Origin of the sequence: Paraburkholderia franconis (assembly GCF_009362735.1) — a bacterium.
Lineage (GTDB): Bacteria > Pseudomonadota > Gammaproteobacteria > Burkholderiales > Burkholderiaceae > Paraburkholderia > Paraburkholderia franconis.
On sequence record NZ_WHNP01000014.1, the window covers coordinates 54,960 to 73,889 of the forward strand.

Here is an 18,930-nt window from a genome sequence, read left to right on the forward strand (position 1 = left end):
TCTTCGGCGCCCGCTTCGATCGCGACGCGCGTCGTCAAACGCGCAGCCCATGTGGCGTCGCGTGTTGCGCCACTCGCCGTGCCCGCGCTGATGCTCGCGCTGCCGACGCTCTCGTTTGCACAGACGGCGGGCCTGCCCGCGTTCAACACGAGCCCCGGCCCGAACGGCGGCACGACCTACTCGCTGAGCGTGCAGACGATGCTGCTGCTCACGATGCTGTCGTTCCTGCCCGCGATGGTGCTGATGATGACGAGCTTCACGCGCATCATCATCGTGCTGTCGCTGCTGCGCCAGGCGCTCGGCGCGCCGACGACGCCGCCCAACCAGGTGCTGGTCGGCCTCGCGCTGTTTCTGACGCTGTTCGTGATGTCGCCCGTGCTCGACAAGGCGTATAACGATGGCTACAAGCCCTTCTCCGAAGGCACGATCCAGATGGACGAAGCGGTGAAGCGCGGCGTCGCGCCGTTCAAGGCGTTCATGCTGAAGCAGACCCGCGAAAGCGATCTCGCGCTCTTCGCGCGCATCTCGCACGCCGCGCCGATGCAAGGCCCGGAAGACGTGCCGCTGTCGCTGCTGGTGCCGTCGTTCGTGACGAGCGAGTTGAAGACGGGCTTCCAGATCGGCTTCACCGTGTTCATTCCGTTCGTGATCATCGACATGGTGGTGGCGAGCGTGCTGATGTCGATGGGCATGATGATGATCTCGCCCGCGACCATTTCGCTGCCCTTCAAGCTGATGCTGTTCGTGCTGGTCGACGGATGGCAGCTGATCGTCGGCTCGCTTGCGCAGAGCTTCACCTGACATACGGGAGGCTGACGCCATGACACCCGAAAGCGTCACCACACTCGCGCACGATGCGATGTACATCGCGCTGCTGCTGGCCGCGCCGCCGCTTTTCGTGGGATTGATCGTCGGTCTCGTCGTGAGTCTTTTCCAGGCCGCGACGCAGATCAACGAATCCACGCTGTCGTTCATTCCGAAGCTGTTCGCGATCGCCGTGACGCTCGTGCTGATCGGCCCGTGGATGCTCGCGAAGATGCTCGACTACATGCGCCACATGTTCACGAGCATTCCGACGCTCGCCAACTGAGCGCTCGTTTCTTTCCTTACTTCGGCGCGCGATGTTTTCCGTCACTTACGAGCAGTTGAACGTCTGGCTCACCGCGTTCCTGTGGCCGTTCGTGCGGATTCTCGCGCTGATGGCGACGGCGCCCGCGTTCGGCGACAAGTCGCTGCCGACTCGCGTGAAGATCGGCCTCGCCGCGTTCGTCACGATCATCGTCGCGCCGACGCTCGGCGCGATGCCGCAGGTGACGGTGTTTTCGGCGCAGGGCGTCTGGATCATCGTCAACCAGTTCCTGATCGGCGCGGCGCTCGGCTTCACGATGCAGATGGTGTTCGCGGCGGTGGAAGCCGCGGGCGCCTTCATGGGCATGAGCATGGGGCTCGGCTTCGCGACGTTCTTCGATCCGCATGCGGCGGGCTCGACGGATGTGATGTCGCGCTTCGTGAACATGATTGCGCTGTTGACGTTCCTCGCCCTCGACGGGCATCTGCAGATGCTGTCGGCGCTGATTCAGACGTTTCAGTCGCTGCCCGTCGCGGCAAATGTGTTGGGCGCGAACGGCTGGCGCGTGCTCGTCGGCTGGGGCAGCACGGTGATCAGCGCGGGGCTGCTGCTGTCGCTGCCCGTCGTGACGGCGCTGCTGATCACGAATCTCGCGCTGGGTATTCTCAATCGCGCGGCGCCGCAGATCGGCGTGTTTCAGGTGGGCTTGCCGGTGACAGTGATTACCGGGTTGCTGCTGATCCAGTTGATGCTGCCGAATATGATGCCGTTCTTTTCACGGCTGTTCGATAGTGGGATCGATCAGATGGGGCGGGTGGCGGCGGGTATGCACTAGGTTTTTTTTGATGTCTGCGACGCTGTTGTTTTTTGCCTTTGTCGCTGGCATCCGCGTTGCGAGGCGCATACGCGGATGCCAGCGGCAAGCCAAGCAAACACAAACAAAAAACGCCCAGCCCCTAACTGAGCCAGGCGTCCAGCCTTCAAAAAAACCGCGGGGCAACAACAGCCCGCAAATCAATTCCCGATGTAATCGAACAACGAAAGCTTCTGGATCATCGAGAAGCCCTGCTGCGCGGCCTGCAGCGAGTACTGCGTCATCGTGTACTGGCTGATGACCTTGGTCAGATTCGTCTGCGTCAGATCGGCGAGATTGCTTTGCGTCTGCAGCGAATTGGATTGCGTGACGGTCTGCAACGCCTCGATCTCCTGCTCGCGCCCGCCCACGGACGTCTGGATCGTCGTCACGTTGTTCAATGTGTTTTGCAGCTGGGTCAACGCCGTCCCCAGCGCGTTGGTCAGATTCGCCTGCCCGGTCGCGCCCGTCGCCGGCGTCTGCAAAGCGGCGATCACGCTGTCCAGATTGGCGAACACATCGCTTGCCTGTCCGGCAGGCGTGACCGAAAAGCTGTCTCCGCCGCTCGGCGCACCCGAAATCGTGACGCTCTGACCGCCACCTCCGAGCACGATCGGCTGGCCAGCCGTATACGTCTGCGGCGCGCTCGTCGTGTTCGTGGCGACATCCGTGACCGTGAATGTCGTCCCCGACGTGAAGTTGATCGTGAACTGGTGATTGTTCGTCGGATCGGTCGAGTTGTTGACCGTCACGCCGCCGATCGCGCCCGTGCCCGCATTGCTCAATGCACCCGCCGCCACGCTCGAGCTTCCGGGTTGCGAGCTGCTGAGGAATACGGCCTTGCCCGTATCGGCAACAGCAATGCTGCGCGAGCTTGTCACCTGCACATACTGGACGCCGTTATCCCCGCTGTATTGCACGGCGCCGCTCGTACCGACCGAAAAAGGCGGCGTCGATGCCTGATAGCCGCCATAGAGATAGTTGCCGGATGCATCGGTCCCGTTCGCGAGACCCATCAGCTGGTTGCGCAAGGCCTGAAGCTCGGTCGCAATCGCCGACCTGTTGGCATCGTTGAGCGACCCATCGCCCGCGTGCACGATCTGCGTGTTGATCGACGTCAGCACGCTGCTGATGCTGGACAGCGAGCTGTCCTCGGCCTGCAGCGACGACAGCGCCGTATTCTGGTTGCTCGAGTACTGCGACAGCGTCGTGCCCTGCATGCTGAGCTGCACCGCCTGCGCCGCGCCGACGGGATTGTCCGACGGCGTCGCGAGGCTCACGCCGCTCGACAGCTGCTGATACAGCTGCGCGAGCGTCGCCTGCTGATCGTCCATCGTCTGGACGTTCATGCCGAAATATTGCGTAGTAGAGATGCGCATATGCGTTCAACGCCTCACTGGAAGATGCCGAGGATCGTCTGGAACAGCGTCGAGGCCGTCTGGATGACCTTGCTGTTCGCCTGATACAGCTGCTGGTATTGCAGCAGGTTTGCCGCTTCCTCGTTGATGTTCACGCCGGACACCGCCTGCTGCGCCGTCGTGATCTGCGTCACGAGCGATGCCTGAGCCTTGCTCGACGTCTGTATCTGGTTCGTCTGGTTGCCGATGTCGTTCACGTAGTTCGCATACGAGTCAGTCAGCGTGAGCGTGCCGTTGCCCATCGTCTTCGTCGTCACGAGATTCGACATCAGCTGCGCGTTGCGGCCGTCCTTGCCGCCCGACGGATTCGCCGCGATCGTGAACGTGTCGCCATCGGATGGCGTGCCCGTGATCTGCAACGAGACGTTGTTGATCGGGCCCGGAGTCGCCGCCGCCGTGTTCGACGTAATGGTCAGCGACAGACCCTTGCTCGGGTCGTACGGTACCTGATCCGTCGTCGCGTTGATCGTGTACGGCGCCGATCCCGGAACCGTCACGATCGAGCCAACCGGAAAGCCCGACAGGACACCCGCCGGCGGCGTGGTCGTCGTCACGCTGTATTTGATGTCCGTTGCCGTCGAGGGCACCGAGTAGCCCGCCGTCACCGTGCCTTGCGTCACCGTCGCCGTGCCCGTGTTCGCGCTGCCCGCCGTCACCAGAACGGGCGACGAAGCGGCGATCGCCGTGCCGCTGGTCGTCGTCAGCGCGAAGCCGTTCAGCGCGCCGCGCGTCGGCTCGATCGTGAACGAATCGCCCGCGTTCATCGTGGTCGTTCCCAGCGAGAACTGCATGCCGCCGATCGGGTTGGAAAGGTTCGACGCCTGACCGACGACCTGGCCCGTCTCGCGATCGGTGAGCGTGTAGTTCGTCCCGTCGTACGACAGCGTGTAGTCGCTCGACGGCGGCTGGGCCGGGTCAGTCAGCGTGACGCCAAGGTTGCCGTTGCCCGTGTTGTTCGCGTTCGCATAGACGGTCGGATTGCCGACGGTGAAAAGCGCGCCGCCCTTGTTGCCGTTCAGGTCGATGCCGAGCGCATTCTGTGCGTTCACCTGGGCCGCGAAGCTCGTCGCGATCGCGCCGAGTTGCGCTTCGGCGGGATCGAGTGATTGACTGCGGAACGTCATCAGCCCGCCGAGCTGTCCGCCCAGCGCCGTGCTGTCGGGCAGTATCTGCGGCGTCGACGTTGCGGCCTGGCTCGCAAGGCCCGCGTATGCAACGGCCGTTTCCGTCGGGTCCGACGGCGACGTGACCGTCGTGAGATTGAAGCTCTTGTCGGCAACGACGAGCGGCTGTCCGTTGCCCATGAACACGCTGTAGCCGCTGTCGCCCTGCACGACCTGCACGCCGATCATTTGCGACAGGTTCGACACGGCGAGGTCGCGCTGGTCGAGCAGCTGGTTCGGCGGCTGGCCTTGCGCGCTCAGCGCCTGGATCTGCGTATTCAGTTGCGCGATCTGCGCGGTGTAGCTGTTGATCTGCTTGACGGTGTCGCCGATCTGCGTGTTGACGCTCGCGCGCAACTGGTCGTACTGGTCGCCCGCCGCGTTGATCTGGTCCGCCAACGATTGCGCGTTGCTGACGGCGCTTTGGCGCATCGCGGGATTCGACGCATCGTTCGCGACGTTCTGCAGGCCCGTGAAGTAGCTCGTGATCGCGCTCGAAATGCCCGAGGTCGGACTGCCGACCATGTTGTTGAGCTGCGCGATCATGTTGTAGTACGTGGTCAGCGAACCGGACTGCGACTGCGCGTTGTTCAGCTCGGTCGTCAGGTACTGGCTGTACTGGCGCTGGATGGTCGTCGTCGATACGCCGCTGCCGAGGTAGCCGGAGCCCGTGTACTGTCCGCTCGATTCCGCGTAGACGGGGCGCTCGACCGAATAGCCGGGCGTCGCCTGGTTGCTGATGTTCTGACCCGTCGTCGTCAGCCCCCACTGGGCTGCATTGAGTCCGCTGAGGCCGATGCTAAAGAGGTTGCTGGACATGCGTCATCCTGAAAGACGGCGTAAGAGACGGCGCATGCGGCGCCGTCAGGTTGACCGAACACTTTGTATATCGGCCTCGGCGCGCGAACATTGAGGGCCAATTGATGGCGCCGCATCATTTTTTGCCGCGTTTTTCGATGCGCGTTTTTGATGCGCTTCCTGCCGCGCTTGCGGCATTTCTCGATGCGGGCCGTGCAGCTCAGGATCGCTGCGTATGGACGTACATGCGCTTGCTGCGAGCAAGGCCGCATCAGCGCATGCGTATCGAATCAGGTGAGGGTCAGTTGTTTCCGAATTCAGGCGCGCACGAGCGAGCGGCGCTTCATTTCGAGTTGCGTGATGAGGCGTTGCAGCGTGTTTTCGGCATTGCCCGGCAGCGACAGGAATCGGAAGCCGAGCGTATAGCGCTGCGACCCGTTGGGCAGCGCGATGGCACGGTTCGACATCAGTTCGAGATCGAGTTGCAGAGTGCCGAGCGAGCCCAGCGACACTTCCGTGTCGAGCAGGCGCACGCCGTGTTCGAGCGACGTCACGCGCTCGTCGCTGGTGCGCATCGCGATACCACCCAGCGACAGGTCCTGCACCTCGAAGCGAAAACCGTCGCCATCCGGCAGGCGGCCGCGGCAGATATACGGATCGAGCAACGGCGCATCGACGCGGAAATACTCGCGGCGCTGCACGTAATAGAGCACGTCGGGAAAATCGGCCTCGAACGAAGGACGGCCCTCGAACTTCGTTTCGCGCGGCGTCCGTGTGATGAAGTGCACGCGCACGCCGTCGGGCGTTGCGTGAAAATGCCCTTCCGGCGACGTCAGCAGGCCCCGGTTCTGGTCCGCGAGCGCGCCCCAGTCGAACGTAAAAGTACGCTCCCGCACGTCCACTTCGAGAATCTTCGTCACCAGCTGACCGCCTTTGTACTGCACGGTCAGAAAATCGCCGCGGTTGAGCAGGTTGCGCAATTGCACGCCGATCTCAAGCGGATTGCGGCGGCCGAAGTCGACGCCTTCCGTCTCGCGGTCATCACCATTCGACTGAGTGGTATTCATGGCCTTGCCAATTTCTCTTCGTTCTTGCGGGCACGCCACGCGAACACGGCCGGCCGGTTCTTAGCCGTCCTGCTGGAGTCGCGAAACGCGCGTTGGACCGGATCTCATATAGGCATTCCGGTATCAGGTCTGACTGTTTAGCGGCAGCGTCATGTCAAAGTTTAGACCGGTTTTGCGAAATATTTTTCGCAAACGTTTGACACTGCAACGAAGAAAGGATACGCCACTTTGCGCGTGAATCCCGAAAGTGGAAAGGCAGCATGAACGCGGCGAGCGCCGCGTCCGGAAACAGCGTCACACCATCTTCTGCATGATGGAGATGAGTTTTTTCGCGTAGTGCGGATCGGTCGCGTAGCCCGCGCGCTGCATGCCCTGCGCGAAGCCGTTCACATCGCGCGACGAATTGATGACCTGCGCATAGCGCGGGTTCGACTTCAGGAAGCTCGCATAATCGGTCATCGCTTCCTCGTACGAGTCGTACGCGCGGAATTTCTCGACCACGCGCTTCGGCCGCCCGTTCACGTATTCCGTCGTGACCGTCGCGACCGTCTTGCCGGTCCAGTCGTCGGTGGCCTTGATGCCGAAGACATTGTGGCTCGTCGTGCCGTCCGCCTTCCTGATTTCGCGCTTGCCCCAGCCCGATTCGAGCGCAGCCTGGCCGATGATGAAGCGTGCCGGAATGCCCGTCGCCGCACTGGCTGCCTGCGCGGGCGCAGCGAGCTTGTCGACGAACGCATCGACCTTTTCCGACGAGCCGTCGCCGTGCACGGGCGGCGTCAGCGCGCTGTTCGCCGTATAGCCGCGGCCCATCCGCAGCGCGCCGTTGCTCGCTGGATTCGCGTACGCTTTTGCGAGCGCGTTCAGCGCGGCGTTGTTGCCCGCGTTCGCATCGTCGGCGGACATGCCCGAGTTGCGCATCAATTGCTTGAGCATCGCATCGGCCACGCCGATACCTTTCGACGACATCTGCTGCGCAAGCTGCTGGTCCATCATCGACGTGAAGGTCGCCGTGTCGTGCGAATCGAACGGGCCGTCGGACGGCGTTGCGTCGCGCATGCTCTTCAACATCATCTGCGTGAAGACGGCATCGAACTGCTTCGCCGCCGACTTCATCGCCTCGCGCGGATTCGCGGCCGCCTGGGCGCGCATCGCGTCGAAGCCCTGCACGTCGAGCGCAAAGCGGTTCGTCAGGTCATTCGCTGCGTTGCGTGTCGTGTCGGAGTTCATTCTCGTTGTTCCTTAGATGATCTCAAGGTCGGCGCGCAGTGCACCCGCTGCCTTCATGGCCTGGAGGATCGACATCAGGTCGGCGGGCGTCGCGCCGAGCGCGTTGAGCGCCTTCACCACTTCCGCGAGATTCGCGCCCGCCGTGACGAGCTTGAGCGCGCCGTTGTCCTGCTTCATCGAAATCTGCGACTGCTGCGCGACCACCGTCTGGCCGTTCGAGAACGCGCCCGGCTGGCTCACGACGGGCTGCGTATTGACGATCACGGACAGATTGCCGTGCGCGACCGCGCAGCTTTGCAGCGTGACCATCTGGTTCATCACGATGGAGCCCGTGCGCGCGTTCAGGATCACCTTCGCGGCGGCCTGCGCGGGCTTCACGTCGAGGTTCTGCAACTGCGCCATGAACGAGACCTGCTGCGCCGGATCGGCGGGCGCGCGCAGCTGGATCGTGCGGCCGTCGAGCGCAACGGCCGTGCCGAAGCCGAACGCGTTGTTGATCGCGGACGTCACGCGCTGCGTCGTGTCGTAGTCCATGTCGTTGAGTTCGAGCTGCATCGTGCCCGCCTGCGAGATCGTCGTCGGCACCGAGCGCTCGACGATCGCGCCGCCCGCGATGCGGCCCGCCGCAAGCTGGTTCACCTGCACGCGGCTGCCGTTCGCGCTTGCGCCCGCGCCGCCGACGGCCATGTTGCCCTGCGCGAGCGCATACACCGCGCCGTCCGCGCCCTTGAGCGGCGTGAGCAGCAGCGTGCCGCCGCGCAGGCTCTTCGCGTTGCCGAGCGACGATACCGTGACGTCGATCGCTTCGCCGGGACGCGCGAACGCGGGCAGCGAGGCCGTCACCATCACGGCCGCGACGTTCTTCAGCTGCATGCTGGAGAGCGCATTCGCGCCCGAGTTGCTCGCGCCCGCCTGCTGGTTGTTGATCGAGATGCCGAGGTTCGCGAGCATGTTCGCGAGCGTCTGCGTCGTGAACGGCGTCTGCATCGTCTGGTCGCCCGTGCCGTCGAGACCGACGACGAGGCCATAGCCGATCAGCGGGTTATCGCGCACGCCCTGGATCTGCACGAGGTCTTTCAGGCGCTCGGCGTGCGCGACGTGCGTCGTGACGGGCAGCGCCGCGCAGGCGAGCGCGATCACGGCCAGTGCGCGCGTCGCGAAGCTGAAAACCGGGCCGAAGAGAGAAACGGTACGCATGATCACCACGGCGCGACGTTGAGGAAGAAGCGTTGCAGCCAGCCCATGTTCTCGGCTTCGTCGATATAGCCCTTCGCCGAGTATTCGATCTTCGCGTCCGCTACCTGCGTCGAGTAGACGGCGTTCAGGCCGTTGATCGTGTTCGGATTGACGACGCCCGAGAAACGCACGAACTCGTTGCCCTGATTGATCAGCATCTGCTTTTCGCCGCTCACGACGAGATTGCCGTTCGGCAGCACGTTCGTCACCGTGACGGTGATCGTGCCGTTGAACGTGTTCGCCGCGCTCGCGCCGCCCGCTGCCTTGAACGTGTTGTCGCCGCTCGCGTCGAGGTTGACCTTGCCGAAGAAGCCGCTCAAAAACCCGGCCGTCGGCACGCCGAATTTCGTCGTGCCGTCGCGGTTCGCGTTGGCGCCCGACGATTTCGTCGCGTTGATGTTTTCGGCGATGACGATGGTCAGGATGTCGCCGACGTTGCGCGGACGCTGGTCTTCGAACAGCGGCCGGCCAGCGTACCCCGGGTTGTAGATCGAGCCGGGCGTCTGCAGCGACGGCGGCGTTGGCGGAAGCGCCGACATCGGCTGCTGGGTGATCGGCTGCTTCGGCACGAGCCCGCAGCCGCCGAGCGCGGCTGCGAGCGCGCCGGCGCACGCGAGCATCGAGGCTGCCCGCGCGCTGCGCAGAAGGACCGAAGTACGGGTGAGGTGCGACATCTTGATTACCGCCTGTTTGATTCCTGCTTTCAACAGCTCAGCCTGCTCAAACCGGCATCTGGCCGAGCGTCTGCAGCATCTGGTCCGACGTCGTCACGGCCTTGCTGTTGATTTCATACGCGCGCTGGGTCTGGATCATGTTGACCAGCTCCTGCACGACGTTCACGTTCGACGCTTCGACGTAGCCCTGATTCAGCGTGCCCGCGCCGTTCAGGCCCGGCGTCGTGATGTTCGGCGCACCCGACGACGACGTCTCCGCGAACAGGTTTTCGCCCTTCGCGTCGAGGCCGACCGGGTTGATGAAGGTCGCCAGTTGCAGCGCGCCGATCTGCTGGGTGTTGCTCGAACCCGCGACCGTGATGGACACGGCGCCGTCGCTGCCGATCGTGAGCGACGTCGCGTTCTGCGGAATCGTGATCGCGGGCAGCACCTGGTAGCCGCTCGACGTGACGAGCTGGCCTTGCGCGTTGGTCTGGAACGAGCCGTCGCGCGTGTAGGCGTTCGTGCCGTCCGGCATCAGCACCTGGAAGAAGCCCTGGCCGTTGATCGCGACGTCCTTCGAGTTGCCCGTCTGCTGCAGGTTGCCCTGCGTGTACAGGCGCTCGGTCGCGACCTGCTGGACGCCCGTGCCGAGCTGGATGCCCGAGGGCAGTTCCGTCTGCTGCGTCGAGTTCGCGCCGGGCTGGCGGATCGTCTGATACAGCAGGTCTTCGAACACCGCGCGCGAGCCCTTGAAGCCATTCGTGCTGACGTTCGCGAGGTTGTTCGAGATCACGTCCATCTGCGCCTGTTGCGCGTTCATGCCCGTGGCGGCGATATAGAGTGAGCGGTTCACTGTTCTTCTCTCCTTTGTCGACCAGAGTTGGCGCTTTAGCGCCTTACTCTGGTCCCATGCTTCGCGGTCGACCAGAGTTGGCGCTTTAGTGCCTTACTCCGGTCCCATGCACTAGCGGTCGACCGGAGTTGGCGCTTTGGCTGTCGGCTGGAGTCAGTGCTTTAGCACTCACTCCAGCCCCATGCAGAGCACTTACTCCCGTCCCATGCAACCTGGTTGTGAACGCAGCGTCGTCGTGCGTTCCGTTGAATCGTTATCGGCTTAGCTGAAGTCGAGCAGCTTGTTCGCCGACTGCTCGTTCTGGTCGGCGGACTCGATCATCTTGGTCTGCATCTGGAACTGGCGAGCGTTGGTGATCATCGAGACCATCGCCGCCACCGGATTCACGTTGCTGCCCTCGAGCGCACCCGCCGCGACCACGACATTCGGATCGGCTTCCGCCGGATTGCCGTCAGCGGTGCGGAAAAGTCCGTCGTCGCCGCGCGTGAGCGAAGCGGGATCGGGGTTCACCAGTTTCAGCTGGTCGACGATGGCGATCGACGTGGGCGGATCGCCCGGGATCAGCGCCGACACCGTGCCGTCGCGGCCGATCGTCACCTGCGAGCCGGGCGGCACCGACAGCGGGCCGCCGCCGCCCACGACGGGCATGTTGCTGGCCGTCACGAGCTGACCGTTTTCGTCGACGTGCAGGTTGCCCGCGCGCGTATAGGCCTCCGAGCCGTCCGGCGTCAGCACGGACAGCCAGCCCGGTCCCTGGACGGCGACGTCGAGCGGGTTGCCCGTCTGCTGGATCGGGCCGGGCGTGTAGTCCGCGCCCGGCGTCGACGACAGCACGAAAGTGCGCGTGGTGTCGTCCTGAATCGTGCTGCCGTCGCCGAACGCCATCGGCACGGCGCGGAACGTCGCGAGCTGCGCGCGAAAGCCCGTGGTCGAGGTGTTCGCGAGGTTGTTCGCGACCACGGCCTGCTGTTCGAGCGCCTGCGTCGCGCCCGACATCGCGGTGTAGATGAGCCGGTCCATGATGGTGTCGGTGCGTCAGCGTTACAGGTTGATGAGCGTCTGGTCGACGGCCTGCTGGGTCTTGATCGTCTGCGCGTTCGCCTGGTAATTGCGCTGCGCGGTGATCAGGTTCACCAGCTCGCTCGTCAGGTCGACGTTCGAGTTTTCGGTCGCGCCGCCTTGCAGCGAGCCGTGGTTCGTCGAGCCCGGCACCGCCACCACCGCGACGCCCGAAGCGGCCGTCGCCTGGAACTGGTTGTTGCCGAGGTTGATGAGGCCGTTCTGGTTCGCGAAGGTCGCGAGCGCGACCTGGCCGAGCGCCGCCGTCTGGCCGTTCGAGTAGTTGCCCGTGATGGTGCCGTCGGTGCCGATTGTGAAGTTGGTCAGCTGGCCGGCCGCAAAGCCGTCCTGCGTCAGCGAGTTCACGCCGTCCTTGCTGCCGAACTGCGTCGTGCCGCCGATCTTCAGCGTCAGCGTTTGCGGCGTCGACGAACCGTCGTTGTTCGGAATCTGGAACGCGAAGGCGAGATTCGACGTGGTCGCCATCGCCGAGTTCGTGCTGACCAGGTTGCCCGACGTATCGAAGCTCATCGTGCCGATGGGCGTCGTCGGCACGTTGCCGTCCTTGCCCGCATAGACGGTCCACGAGCCGGCTGCCGTCTTCACGAAGTACATGTCGACCTGCTGTTCGCCGCCGAGCGAATCGTAGACGGGCACGGAAGTCGTGTAGCTGTACGTCGTGTTGTCGTTTGGATCGAAGTTCTTGGCCGTCGGCGTGACGGTGATGCTATCCGTCGCCGTCGGCGTGCCCGCCAGCGTGATCGTTTCGCCGTTGCCGAGCTTGATCGGCGAGTTGCTGCTGAACGTGCCCGTCACGGGCGACGAGCCAGCCGCCGACGACGTGACCGTGTAGCCGCCGGCACCGTCGAACGTGATCGTGTACGTGTCCGCGTTCGTGCCCTGCGTCGCGTCGGTGACGGTCACGCCGTTGCTCGATACAGTCCCGCTCGTGCCGGTCACGCTCGGCGTGCCGAGCACGAGCGCGTCCTGCGCGTTCAGGTTCAGGCCCGCCGTGATGGTCTGCGTGGCCGTCGGCGCGATATTCGTCGTCGGCACCTGCAGCGGCACCGTGCCCGCCGTGTTGATGATGCCGTTCTTGTTGGCCGCGTAGCCCATCAGCTTCAGGCCGTCGGCGTTGACGATGTAGCCGTTCTTGTCGAGCTGGAACACGCCGTTGCGCGAGTACGTCACCGAGCCGTTGTTCGACATCTGGAAGAAGCCGTTGCCGTTGATCGCGACGTGCAGCGCGATGTCATCGCTCGAAATCGTGCCTTGCGAGAAGTTCTGCTCGACTTCCGACATGCGCGTGCCGATGCCGATCTGATTGTTGACGGCCGTCGCGACCGAGTTCGCGTACATGTCGGCGAACTGCGCCTGGCCTTGCTTGAAGCCGACGGTGTTTGCGTTCGCGATGTTGTTGCCGATGACGTCGAGGTCGCTCGAAGCGCCCCCCAGTCCGCTCAACCCTTGCTGATAACCCATGAAGGTCTCCGTATCCCGTGATGCCGAATGCGTTTAGATGATGGCGGCGACCGTCGACAGGCCGACCGTCTTGCCGTTCGAAAGGACGAGACCAGGCGTGCCGTCCGTCTGCTTGATGACCCCTTGCACCGTGGCCGCCGACAGCGTGGCGGGCGAACCCGTGCCGCTTGCCGACGTGCTGGTGGCGGTGAACGTGTACGTGCCGTCGGGCAGCGCGTTGCCGCTCTTGTCGACGGGCGTCCAGCCGATGGGAATCGTGCCCGCCGACTGCTTGCCGAGATCGATCGTGTTGACCACCTGGCCCGCCGAGTTCTTCACCGTGATCTGCACGTCCGTCGCGTCGGACGCGAGCGTGACGCCGAAGCCCGTCGCCTTGCCCGACGCCACCGAGAAGTTGTCGCCCGGCGCGAGCACCGTCGAGCTGATGAGGTTCGCGGCCTGTGTCTGCTGGTTCGTCGTGAGCTGCGACGCGAGCGACGTCAGCGACGTGTTCAGCTGCTGGATGCCCGTCACCGTGTTGATCTCGGCGAGCTGCGAGGTCATCTGCGAGCTGTCCATCGGATTCGTCGGGTCCTGGTTCTTCATCTGCGCGATGAGCAGTTGCAGGAACGTGTTCTGCAGATCGCTGCCCGACGTCGTACCCGCAGCGCTGCTCGACGACGACGCGCTCTTCGTGCCGTTCATCGTGTCGAGCAGCGTCTGCGACACCGTCGCGCCGTTGTTGCCGATAGTGGTTTGCGTAGTCAAGAAGGCTCTCCTCAGGTTCCGATCGTGAGCGTCTTCAGCATCAGCTGTTTCGCGGTGTTGAGCGTTTCGACGTTGGCCTGGTAGGAGCGCGAAGCCGAAATCATGTTGACCATTTCCTGTACGGGGTCGACGTTGGGCAGCGTCACGTAACCGTTTGCGTCGGCGGCCGGATTGCCGGGGTCATACGACGTTTTCATCGGCGTCGGATCGTCGATGACGCCCTTCACCTGCACGCCGCCGATCTGCTGGCCCGAGCCCGCGCGCGCGCCGCCGATGGGGTTGACGGCGAACACGACCTGCTTCGCCTTGTACGGCTTGCCGTCGGGGCCCGTCGTACTGTCGGCGTTCGCGAGGTTCGACGCCGTCACGTTCAGGCGCTGCGACTCCGCGGACATCGCCGAGCCGGCGACGTTGAAAATGTTCATCAGGGATGGCATGGCTTTTCGACCTCTCTTGCCGGCGCACCGGCGTCTGATCCCGTAGCGTTCTGGTTTTTAGCGTTGATCCAGCGCGCCGCCGCCTGTGCCGGCCGCAGCGCAGTTCCATCAGCTGTTCGACGTGATCGCCGCCAGCATCGATTTGATCTGTTGCGACAGCACCGTCATGCCCGCCTCGAAGTGCAGCGAGTTGTCGGCGAACTGCACGCGCTCGGCATCGAGATCGACGGTGTTGCCGTCGAGCGCGGGCTGCGTCGGAATCCGGTAGGCGACCTTGCCGAAGTCGTCGGTCGGGCCGCCCGTCGCGATGAGACGCGCCTTGCCCGTCATGTGGCCGGCTTCCGTCGACGCCATCGACATGCCCTGGGTCACGCCCGCCGGCCTGGTCATCGCGAGCGTTGCGTTGTTCGACGCGCCTGCCGTCGTGCCGCCACTTTTCTTCAGCGAGCCAGCGAGCGCCGACGCGAAGTCGATGTCGCGCGCCTTGTAGCCGGGCGTGTCGGCATTCGCGACGTTCGACGACAGCAGCTCCTGCCGCCAGGCGCGCACGTCGAGCGCCTGGCGGCCAAAGGCAAATTCGGCATCGAGTTTGTCGAGCATTGAGTTCTCCGTTGAACGGTCCGAGGCCCCCGTTCGCTCGCGCCGATCCGCGCTGTTTCGTAGCAGGCGTTTCGTCCACGCGGGCCGGGATGGCCTTTTCGCATGTGGTGCATCTTATGAGCGTGGCGCAAGACTTAATCGGACGAATAGCCGGGGAAGGACGCCTCTATTCACCGTTTCTGCGAGGTGGCCTATCTCTAGAATGCGATTCGTACCGATGCATCAGATGGAGAACGACCATGCCCTCGCCTGCCGCCACCGCTTCGCGCCACGCTCGCCGCGCGGGGGTGCGCGCTGTCCGCACGCTGTCGGCGATGGTGCTGGTCGGCGCTTGTGCCGTCGTCTCGCATGCGCAGGCGCAGGAGAACGGCGGTCCCATCGTGATCGCCGGACCGGCAGAGAAGAATCCCGCCGAACTGCAAGCGATGGCCGAGCGCATGAATGCGCCCGCGCCGCGCGGCACTGCGCCGGCCGTCGCTGCGCCTGCCGCTGTTGCTCCCGGTGTCGCTGCCGTGCCTGCGCCTGCCGTTGTGCCACCCATGCTCGGCCCGAATTCTCGCAACGATGCCGACCGCTTCGCGCAAGCCGCGCACGCCGATGGCGCGATCGTGATTCCCGGCGCTGCCGACGCCGTCGCGCAGAGGGAACCCACCGTCGCGGCAAAGGCGCCGGGCATGATGCGCGTGAGCCTGCAACCGGCCTCGCGTCAGGTGCTGCCCGTCGTGGTCGCGCCGGCCCAGCCCGCCGCCCGTCAGACAGCGGGCGTGCAACCGATCGCCGTGAATCCTCCCGCTGGCAATGCATTCCCGAATGCAGCGACGGCGCAGCCTCGCGGCATCGCGCGCAATAACGCGGCTGCGTCCGCGCCGGCCATTGCTGCGCCGACGCAAGTTCAGGTTCAGGCGCAGGCTCAAGCGGCTGCGCAACCCGCCGCGCCCGTGCCCGCTGGACAGCAGGACGGCGAATCGATCCGCCGGGCCGCGCTCGCCTATCTTCAACAGCAATCGGCGGGATTGCCGGGCAAGGTCGAAATCAGCGTGGCGACGGTGTTTCCGCGCGGTCTCGCGGCATGCACGACGCTCGAACCGTTCATGCCGACGGGCGCGCGCCTGTGGGGTCGTACGACGGTCGGCGTGCGCTGTGCTAGCGAGCGTCCGTGGACGCTTTATCTGCAGGCGAAGGTGTCGGTGCACGCGACTTACTTCCTGGCGTCGCGCGCGATCGGTCCGGGCGAACTGCTGACAGCCGCCGACCTCGTCGCCCGCGACGGCGATCTGACGCTCCTGCCGCAAGCCGTGATCACCGATCCCGCGCAGGCAGTCGGCTCGGTCGCGCTGATGCGCGTGTCGGCGGGCCTGCCGTTGCGCCGGGACATGCTAAAGAGCGCCGAGTCGGTGACGATCGGCCAGTCGGTCAAAGTGGTCGCGCAGGGCCAGGGCTTTTCGATTTCGGCGGAAGGCAGCGTGATGAACAATGCGTCGCCCGGCCAGCCGGTGAAGGTGAAGATGGCGAGCGGACAGATCGTGCAGGGCATCGTGAAAGACGGTGGAACCGTCGAAATTCAGCTCTGAAGGCGTGCCGCGCCCGGTTACAACTTGAAATACGTGTCTGATCGATTGCGCTAAAGTTCGACGGTGTGATTGCCGATATCACATTCAAATCGTTCAGGAAGCCAATCGTGAAAGTTGATTCCACTACCCAATCTGGCTTGCAGACGTTGAAAGACGGGCTGCAGCGCACGCAGCAAGGCGATACCGCCGCGACGGGCGGTGCGGGCACGGCGATGTCGAGTGCATCGACGGCCACGGGCGCGTCGGGCGACGCCAATGTGAGCCTGTCGGGACTGTCGTCGCATCTGCAGAGCCTTGCGAGCGCGGACACATCGGACATCGATACGGCGCATGTCGAATCGATCAAGCAGGCGATCAAGGACGGCACGTTGACGATCGACTCCGGCAAGATCGCCGATGGCGTGCTGGCGACGGCGCGCGAACTGCTGCAACAGAAGAGCCAGTCGGCCGGCAGCTGACCGGCGTACCGATGCGGTGCGTCGGGAGCCGGGCGGCATGTGTGACCAATCCGGTTTTGCGCGCGGCGCGAGCCGCTGCCTAGCGAGTTGTTAGTGATGAAAGACGCCCTGCTTGCCACCGTCATCGACGAATATTCCGCTGTGGAGCTGTTTGCCTCCGTCCTCGCAGCCGAGGAAAAGGCGCTGACCACGGTGCATCCCATCGAGACGCTGCCGCCCATCGTCGAAAAGAAGATGGAGCTGGTGGAGAGGCTCTCGACTCTCGAGAAGGTCCGCGATTCGCAGCTCGTGCAGCTTGGCTATCCGATGGGATGGAAGGGCATGGAGATGGCTGTCGCCAACGATTCGCGGCTTGCTACGCAGTGGTCTTTGCTGCAGAAGGCTGTTGAACGCGCCAAGCGGTTCAACACCACGAATGGCGCGCTGATCCGGACTCGCATGGAATATAACCGGCGGGCGCTTGCCGCTTTGAACGTGGCCGTTGGGCCGGAGCGCGGCGTGCTTTATGGGCCGGATGGACGGGTTCCGGCGTTTGCCGGCATTTGATCTGGTTTTAAGGGGTTGTCCCCCTTCTTATCCCCTCTCTGCTTTTCTAATGGACCGGTGCCTTTGCGTGCCGGTTTTGCTTTTTGTTCTTTGCTTTTTGTTCTTTGCTTTTGTCTGCGACCGCTTTTTTGTGGTTCACTTTGCCTTTCGCTGGCATCCGCGATTGCGCCTCGCGGCGCGGGCGTTGCCCCTGTGCGGGGCGGCACTCACTTTCTTTGCCGCCGCAAAGAAAGTAAGCAAAGAAAGCGGGCTCACACCGCCAGTGCTTGACCTTTACCCACGGGCTCTCAACGTCCCCGCGCTTCACGCGGCAGGGTGCTGGCTGATGTTCGTTGCCAACGTCCTGGCTAAACGCCCGACCCGCTTCATGCACCCGTGGCGAGGCTAAGGGCATCGAACGCTTCAGCGCCGCATGTCGGTAGTGAATGAAGCTTGCTGTGCCGTAGAGGGCAACGCCCGCACTTGTGGCCGTATCGCGTAGCGAGGGTGTCCTGTGCGGCGCGAATGCCTACACACAGTTTGCCGCAAAGGGGCGGGGGAATCTTCGATGTCGCGGGCCGTAATGCGGGAGCATGAAGCGGGTGAGGCGCTTAAGTCGTGCGCTGGCAACGAACATCAGCGAGCACCCTGCCGCACGAAACACGGGGCCGTTGAGAGCCCGTGGGTAAACGTCAAGGATTGGCGGTGTGAGCCCGCTTTCTTTGCTTACTTTCTTTGCGGCGGCAAAGAAAGTGAGTGCCGCCCCGCATAGGGGCAACGCCCGCGCCGCGAGGCGCAATCGCGGATGCCAGCGGCACGCTAAAAAGCCGACACCAACAAGCCCTCGCAGACAAAAACAAATAGCTAAAAAAAACAAACAGCCAAAAACAAAAGCCGACCTTAAAAAAAGATCGGCTCTCACAAAAAGAAAAAACAAGCCGCCCGCACGGGCAAAAAAAATCAGTTCGTCTCCGCCGAAGCCCAAGCCTGCTCACGCAAGCGAGTCCGCAACCGCGCAACCGCCTGCGAGTGCAACTGACACACCCGCGACTCGCTGACTTCCATCACCGCCCCAATCTCGCGCAGATTCAACCCACGCTCATAGTAAAGCGACATCAGCAGCTTCTCGCGCTCCGGCAACCTGTCGATCGCCTCGACCAGCGCGCCGCGCAGGCTCTCGTCGAGCAGCGCCGACAGCGGATCGGAGTGATCGACGCAATAGCGGTCCAGAAACGGCTCATCGTCCGCGGAACGATCGAAGTCCTCGTAATAGATCAGCTGGCTGCCGTGCAGATCCTGCAGCATCGACTGATACTCTTCGAGCGGCATCTTCAGATGCTCGGCAATCTCCGCCTCGCTCGCCGACCGGCCCAGCGACTGCTCGACCTTGTGCACGGCCGTCTCGACCTCGCGCGACGTGCGGCGCAAGCTGCGCGGCAGCCAGTCGTTGCTGCGCAACTCGTCGAGCATCGCGCCGCGAATCCGCTGGCTCGCATACGTCTCGAACTGCGCGCCCTGGTCTTCCTTGTAGCGGCTCGCCGCATCCAGCAGGCCAATCATGCCCGCCTGGATCAGATCGTCGAGATCCACGCTCGCCGGCATCTTCGCGACGAGCTGCAAGCCGAGACGGCGCACCAGCGGCGCGTATTTCGTCAAAACATCGGCCTGCGAAATCTTTCCTTGAGCGTTGTACATCGTGCTCCCCTTGTTC

20 protein-coding genes are annotated in these 18,930 nt (G+C 63.9%); 7 read left to right on the top strand and 13 right to left on the bottom strand.

Annotated features, from left to right (window positions below):
- Positions 1 to 90 precede the first annotated feature (90 nt).
- Genes fliP through fliR form a run of 3 tightly spaced genes read left to right on the top strand, consistent with a single transcriptional unit; the run spans position 91 to position 1,904 of the window.
- Positions 91 to 801: a flagellar type III secretion system pore protein FliP gene (gene fliP / locus GCT13_RS17030; protein ID WP_152760264.1), complete on the top strand. Its 711-nt coding sequence runs from the start codon at positions 91 to 93 to the stop codon at positions 799 to 801.
- Positions 802 to 820: 19 nt separating this feature from the next.
- Positions 821 to 1,090 carry a flagellar biosynthesis protein FliQ gene (fliQ, locus tag GCT13_RS17035; RefSeq protein ID WP_152760060.1) on the top strand — a complete coding sequence of 90 codons (270 nt, stop codon included), beginning with the start codon at positions 821 to 823 and terminating at the stop codon, positions 1,088 to 1,090.
- 31 nt (positions 1,091 to 1,121) lie between these two features.
- Complete coding sequence (gene fliR / locus GCT13_RS17040; RefSeq protein WP_152760062.1) at positions 1,122 to 1,904, top strand: flagellar biosynthetic protein FliR; 783 nt, start codon at positions 1,122 to 1,124, stop codon at positions 1,902 to 1,904.
- 179 nt (positions 1,905 to 2,083) lie between these two features.
- On the opposite strand, the gene flgL is transcribed toward fliR, so the two are convergent.
- The 12 genes from flgL to GCT13_RS17100 all read right to left on the bottom strand — a co-directional run bounded on the left by flgL (position 2,084) and on the right by GCT13_RS17100 (position 14,665).
- On the bottom strand, positions 2,084 to 3,301 hold the full coding sequence (flgL, locus tag GCT13_RS17045; RefSeq protein WP_152760064.1) for a flagellar hook-associated protein FlgL: 1,218 nt from the start codon (positions 3,299 to 3,301) through the stop codon (positions 2,084 to 2,086).
- A gap of 14 nt (positions 3,302 to 3,315) precedes the next feature.
- Positions 3,316 to 5,322 (bottom strand): flagellar hook-associated protein FlgK, encoded by a 2,007-nt coding sequence (gene flgK / locus GCT13_RS17050; protein WP_152760066.1) that lies wholly within the window; start codon positions 5,320 to 5,322, stop codon positions 3,316 to 3,318.
- Positions 5,323 to 5,618: 296 nt separating this feature from the next.
- The gene (locus GCT13_RS17055) at positions 5,619 to 6,368 is read right to left on the bottom strand and encodes a flagellar brake protein (RefSeq protein ID WP_152760068.1); all 750 of its coding nucleotides are present in this window, start codon (positions 6,366 to 6,368) and stop codon (positions 5,619 to 5,621) included.
- 294 nt (positions 6,369 to 6,662) lie between these two features.
- Positions 6,663 to 7,595, bottom strand: a complete 933-nt coding sequence (flgJ, locus tag GCT13_RS17060; protein WP_152760070.1) for a flagellar assembly peptidoglycan hydrolase FlgJ — start codon at positions 7,593 to 7,595, stop codon at positions 6,663 to 6,665.
- Positions 7,596 to 7,607: 12 nt separating this feature from the next.
- Complete coding sequence (locus tag GCT13_RS17065; RefSeq protein ID WP_152760072.1) at positions 7,608 to 8,792, bottom strand: flagellar basal body P-ring protein FlgI; 1,185 nt, start codon at positions 8,790 to 8,792, stop codon at positions 7,608 to 7,610.
- Positions 8,793 to 8,794: 2 nt separating this feature from the next.
- Positions 8,795 to 9,505: a flagellar basal body L-ring protein FlgH gene (gene flgH, locus GCT13_RS17070; RefSeq protein WP_152760073.1), complete on the bottom strand. Its 711-nt coding sequence runs from the start codon at positions 9,503 to 9,505 to the stop codon at positions 8,795 to 8,797.
- Positions 9,506 to 9,551: 46 nt separating this feature from the next.
- On the bottom strand, positions 9,552 to 10,340 hold the full coding sequence (gene flgG, locus GCT13_RS17075) for a flagellar basal-body rod protein FlgG (RefSeq protein ID WP_321574414.1): 789 nt from the start codon (positions 10,338 to 10,340) through the stop codon (positions 9,552 to 9,554).
- Positions 10,341 to 10,601: 261 nt separating this feature from the next.
- Entirely contained in the window at positions 10,602 to 11,360 is a 759-nt protein-coding gene (gene flgF / locus GCT13_RS17080) for a flagellar basal-body rod protein FlgF (protein ID WP_152760075.1), read from the bottom strand.
- A gap of 21 nt (positions 11,361 to 11,381) precedes the next feature.
- Positions 11,382 to 12,881: a flagellar hook protein FlgE gene (locus GCT13_RS17085; protein ID WP_152760077.1), complete on the bottom strand. Its 1,500-nt coding sequence runs from the start codon at positions 12,879 to 12,881 to the stop codon at positions 11,382 to 11,384.
- Positions 12,882 to 12,914: 33 nt separating this feature from the next.
- Entirely contained in the window at positions 12,915 to 13,628 is a 714-nt protein-coding gene (locus tag GCT13_RS17090) for a flagellar hook assembly protein FlgD (protein ID WP_152760079.1), read from the bottom strand.
- 11 nt (positions 13,629 to 13,639) lie between these two features.
- Positions 13,640 to 14,065 (bottom strand): flagellar basal body rod protein FlgC, encoded by a 426-nt coding sequence (gene flgC, locus GCT13_RS17095; RefSeq protein WP_152760081.1) that lies wholly within the window; start codon positions 14,063 to 14,065, stop codon positions 13,640 to 13,642.
- Between the two features lie 108 nt (positions 14,066 to 14,173).
- Positions 14,174 to 14,665 carry a flagellar basal body rod protein FlgB gene (locus GCT13_RS17100; protein WP_152760083.1) on the bottom strand — a complete coding sequence of 164 codons (492 nt, stop codon included), beginning with the start codon at positions 14,663 to 14,665 and terminating at the stop codon, positions 14,174 to 14,176.
- 239 nt (positions 14,666 to 14,904) lie between these two features.
- On the opposite strand from GCT13_RS17100, the gene flgA reads away from it, so the two are divergent.
- From flgA to GCT13_RS17120, 4 genes are all read left to right on the top strand, one after another.
- On the top strand, positions 14,905 to 16,236 hold the full coding sequence (gene flgA, locus GCT13_RS17105; protein ID WP_152760085.1) for a flagellar basal body P-ring formation chaperone FlgA: 1,332 nt from the start codon (positions 14,905 to 14,907) through the stop codon (positions 16,234 to 16,236).
- Between the two features lie 107 nt (positions 16,237 to 16,343).
- Positions 16,344 to 16,694: a flagellar biosynthesis anti-sigma factor FlgM gene (gene flgM, locus GCT13_RS17110; RefSeq protein ID WP_321574415.1), complete on the top strand. Its 351-nt coding sequence runs from the start codon at positions 16,344 to 16,346 to the stop codon at positions 16,692 to 16,694.
- Positions 16,695 to 16,790: 96 nt separating this feature from the next.
- Complete coding sequence (locus tag GCT13_RS17115) at positions 16,791 to 17,240, top strand: flagella synthesis protein FlgN (protein ID WP_152760087.1); 450 nt, start codon at positions 16,791 to 16,793, stop codon at positions 17,238 to 17,240.
- A gap of 67 nt (positions 17,241 to 17,307) precedes the next feature.
- Complete coding sequence (locus GCT13_RS17120; protein ID WP_152760089.1) at positions 17,308 to 17,628, top strand: hypothetical protein; 321 nt, start codon at positions 17,308 to 17,310, stop codon at positions 17,626 to 17,628.
- A 551-nt stretch (positions 17,629 to 18,179) separates the two neighbouring features.
- On the opposite strand, the gene GCT13_RS17125 is transcribed toward GCT13_RS17120, so the two are convergent.
- Positions 18,180 to 18,914: an RNA polymerase sigma factor FliA gene (locus GCT13_RS17125; RefSeq protein WP_090870519.1), complete on the bottom strand. Its 735-nt coding sequence runs from the start codon at positions 18,912 to 18,914 to the stop codon at positions 18,180 to 18,182.
- Positions 18,915 to 18,930: the final 16 nt, after the last annotated feature.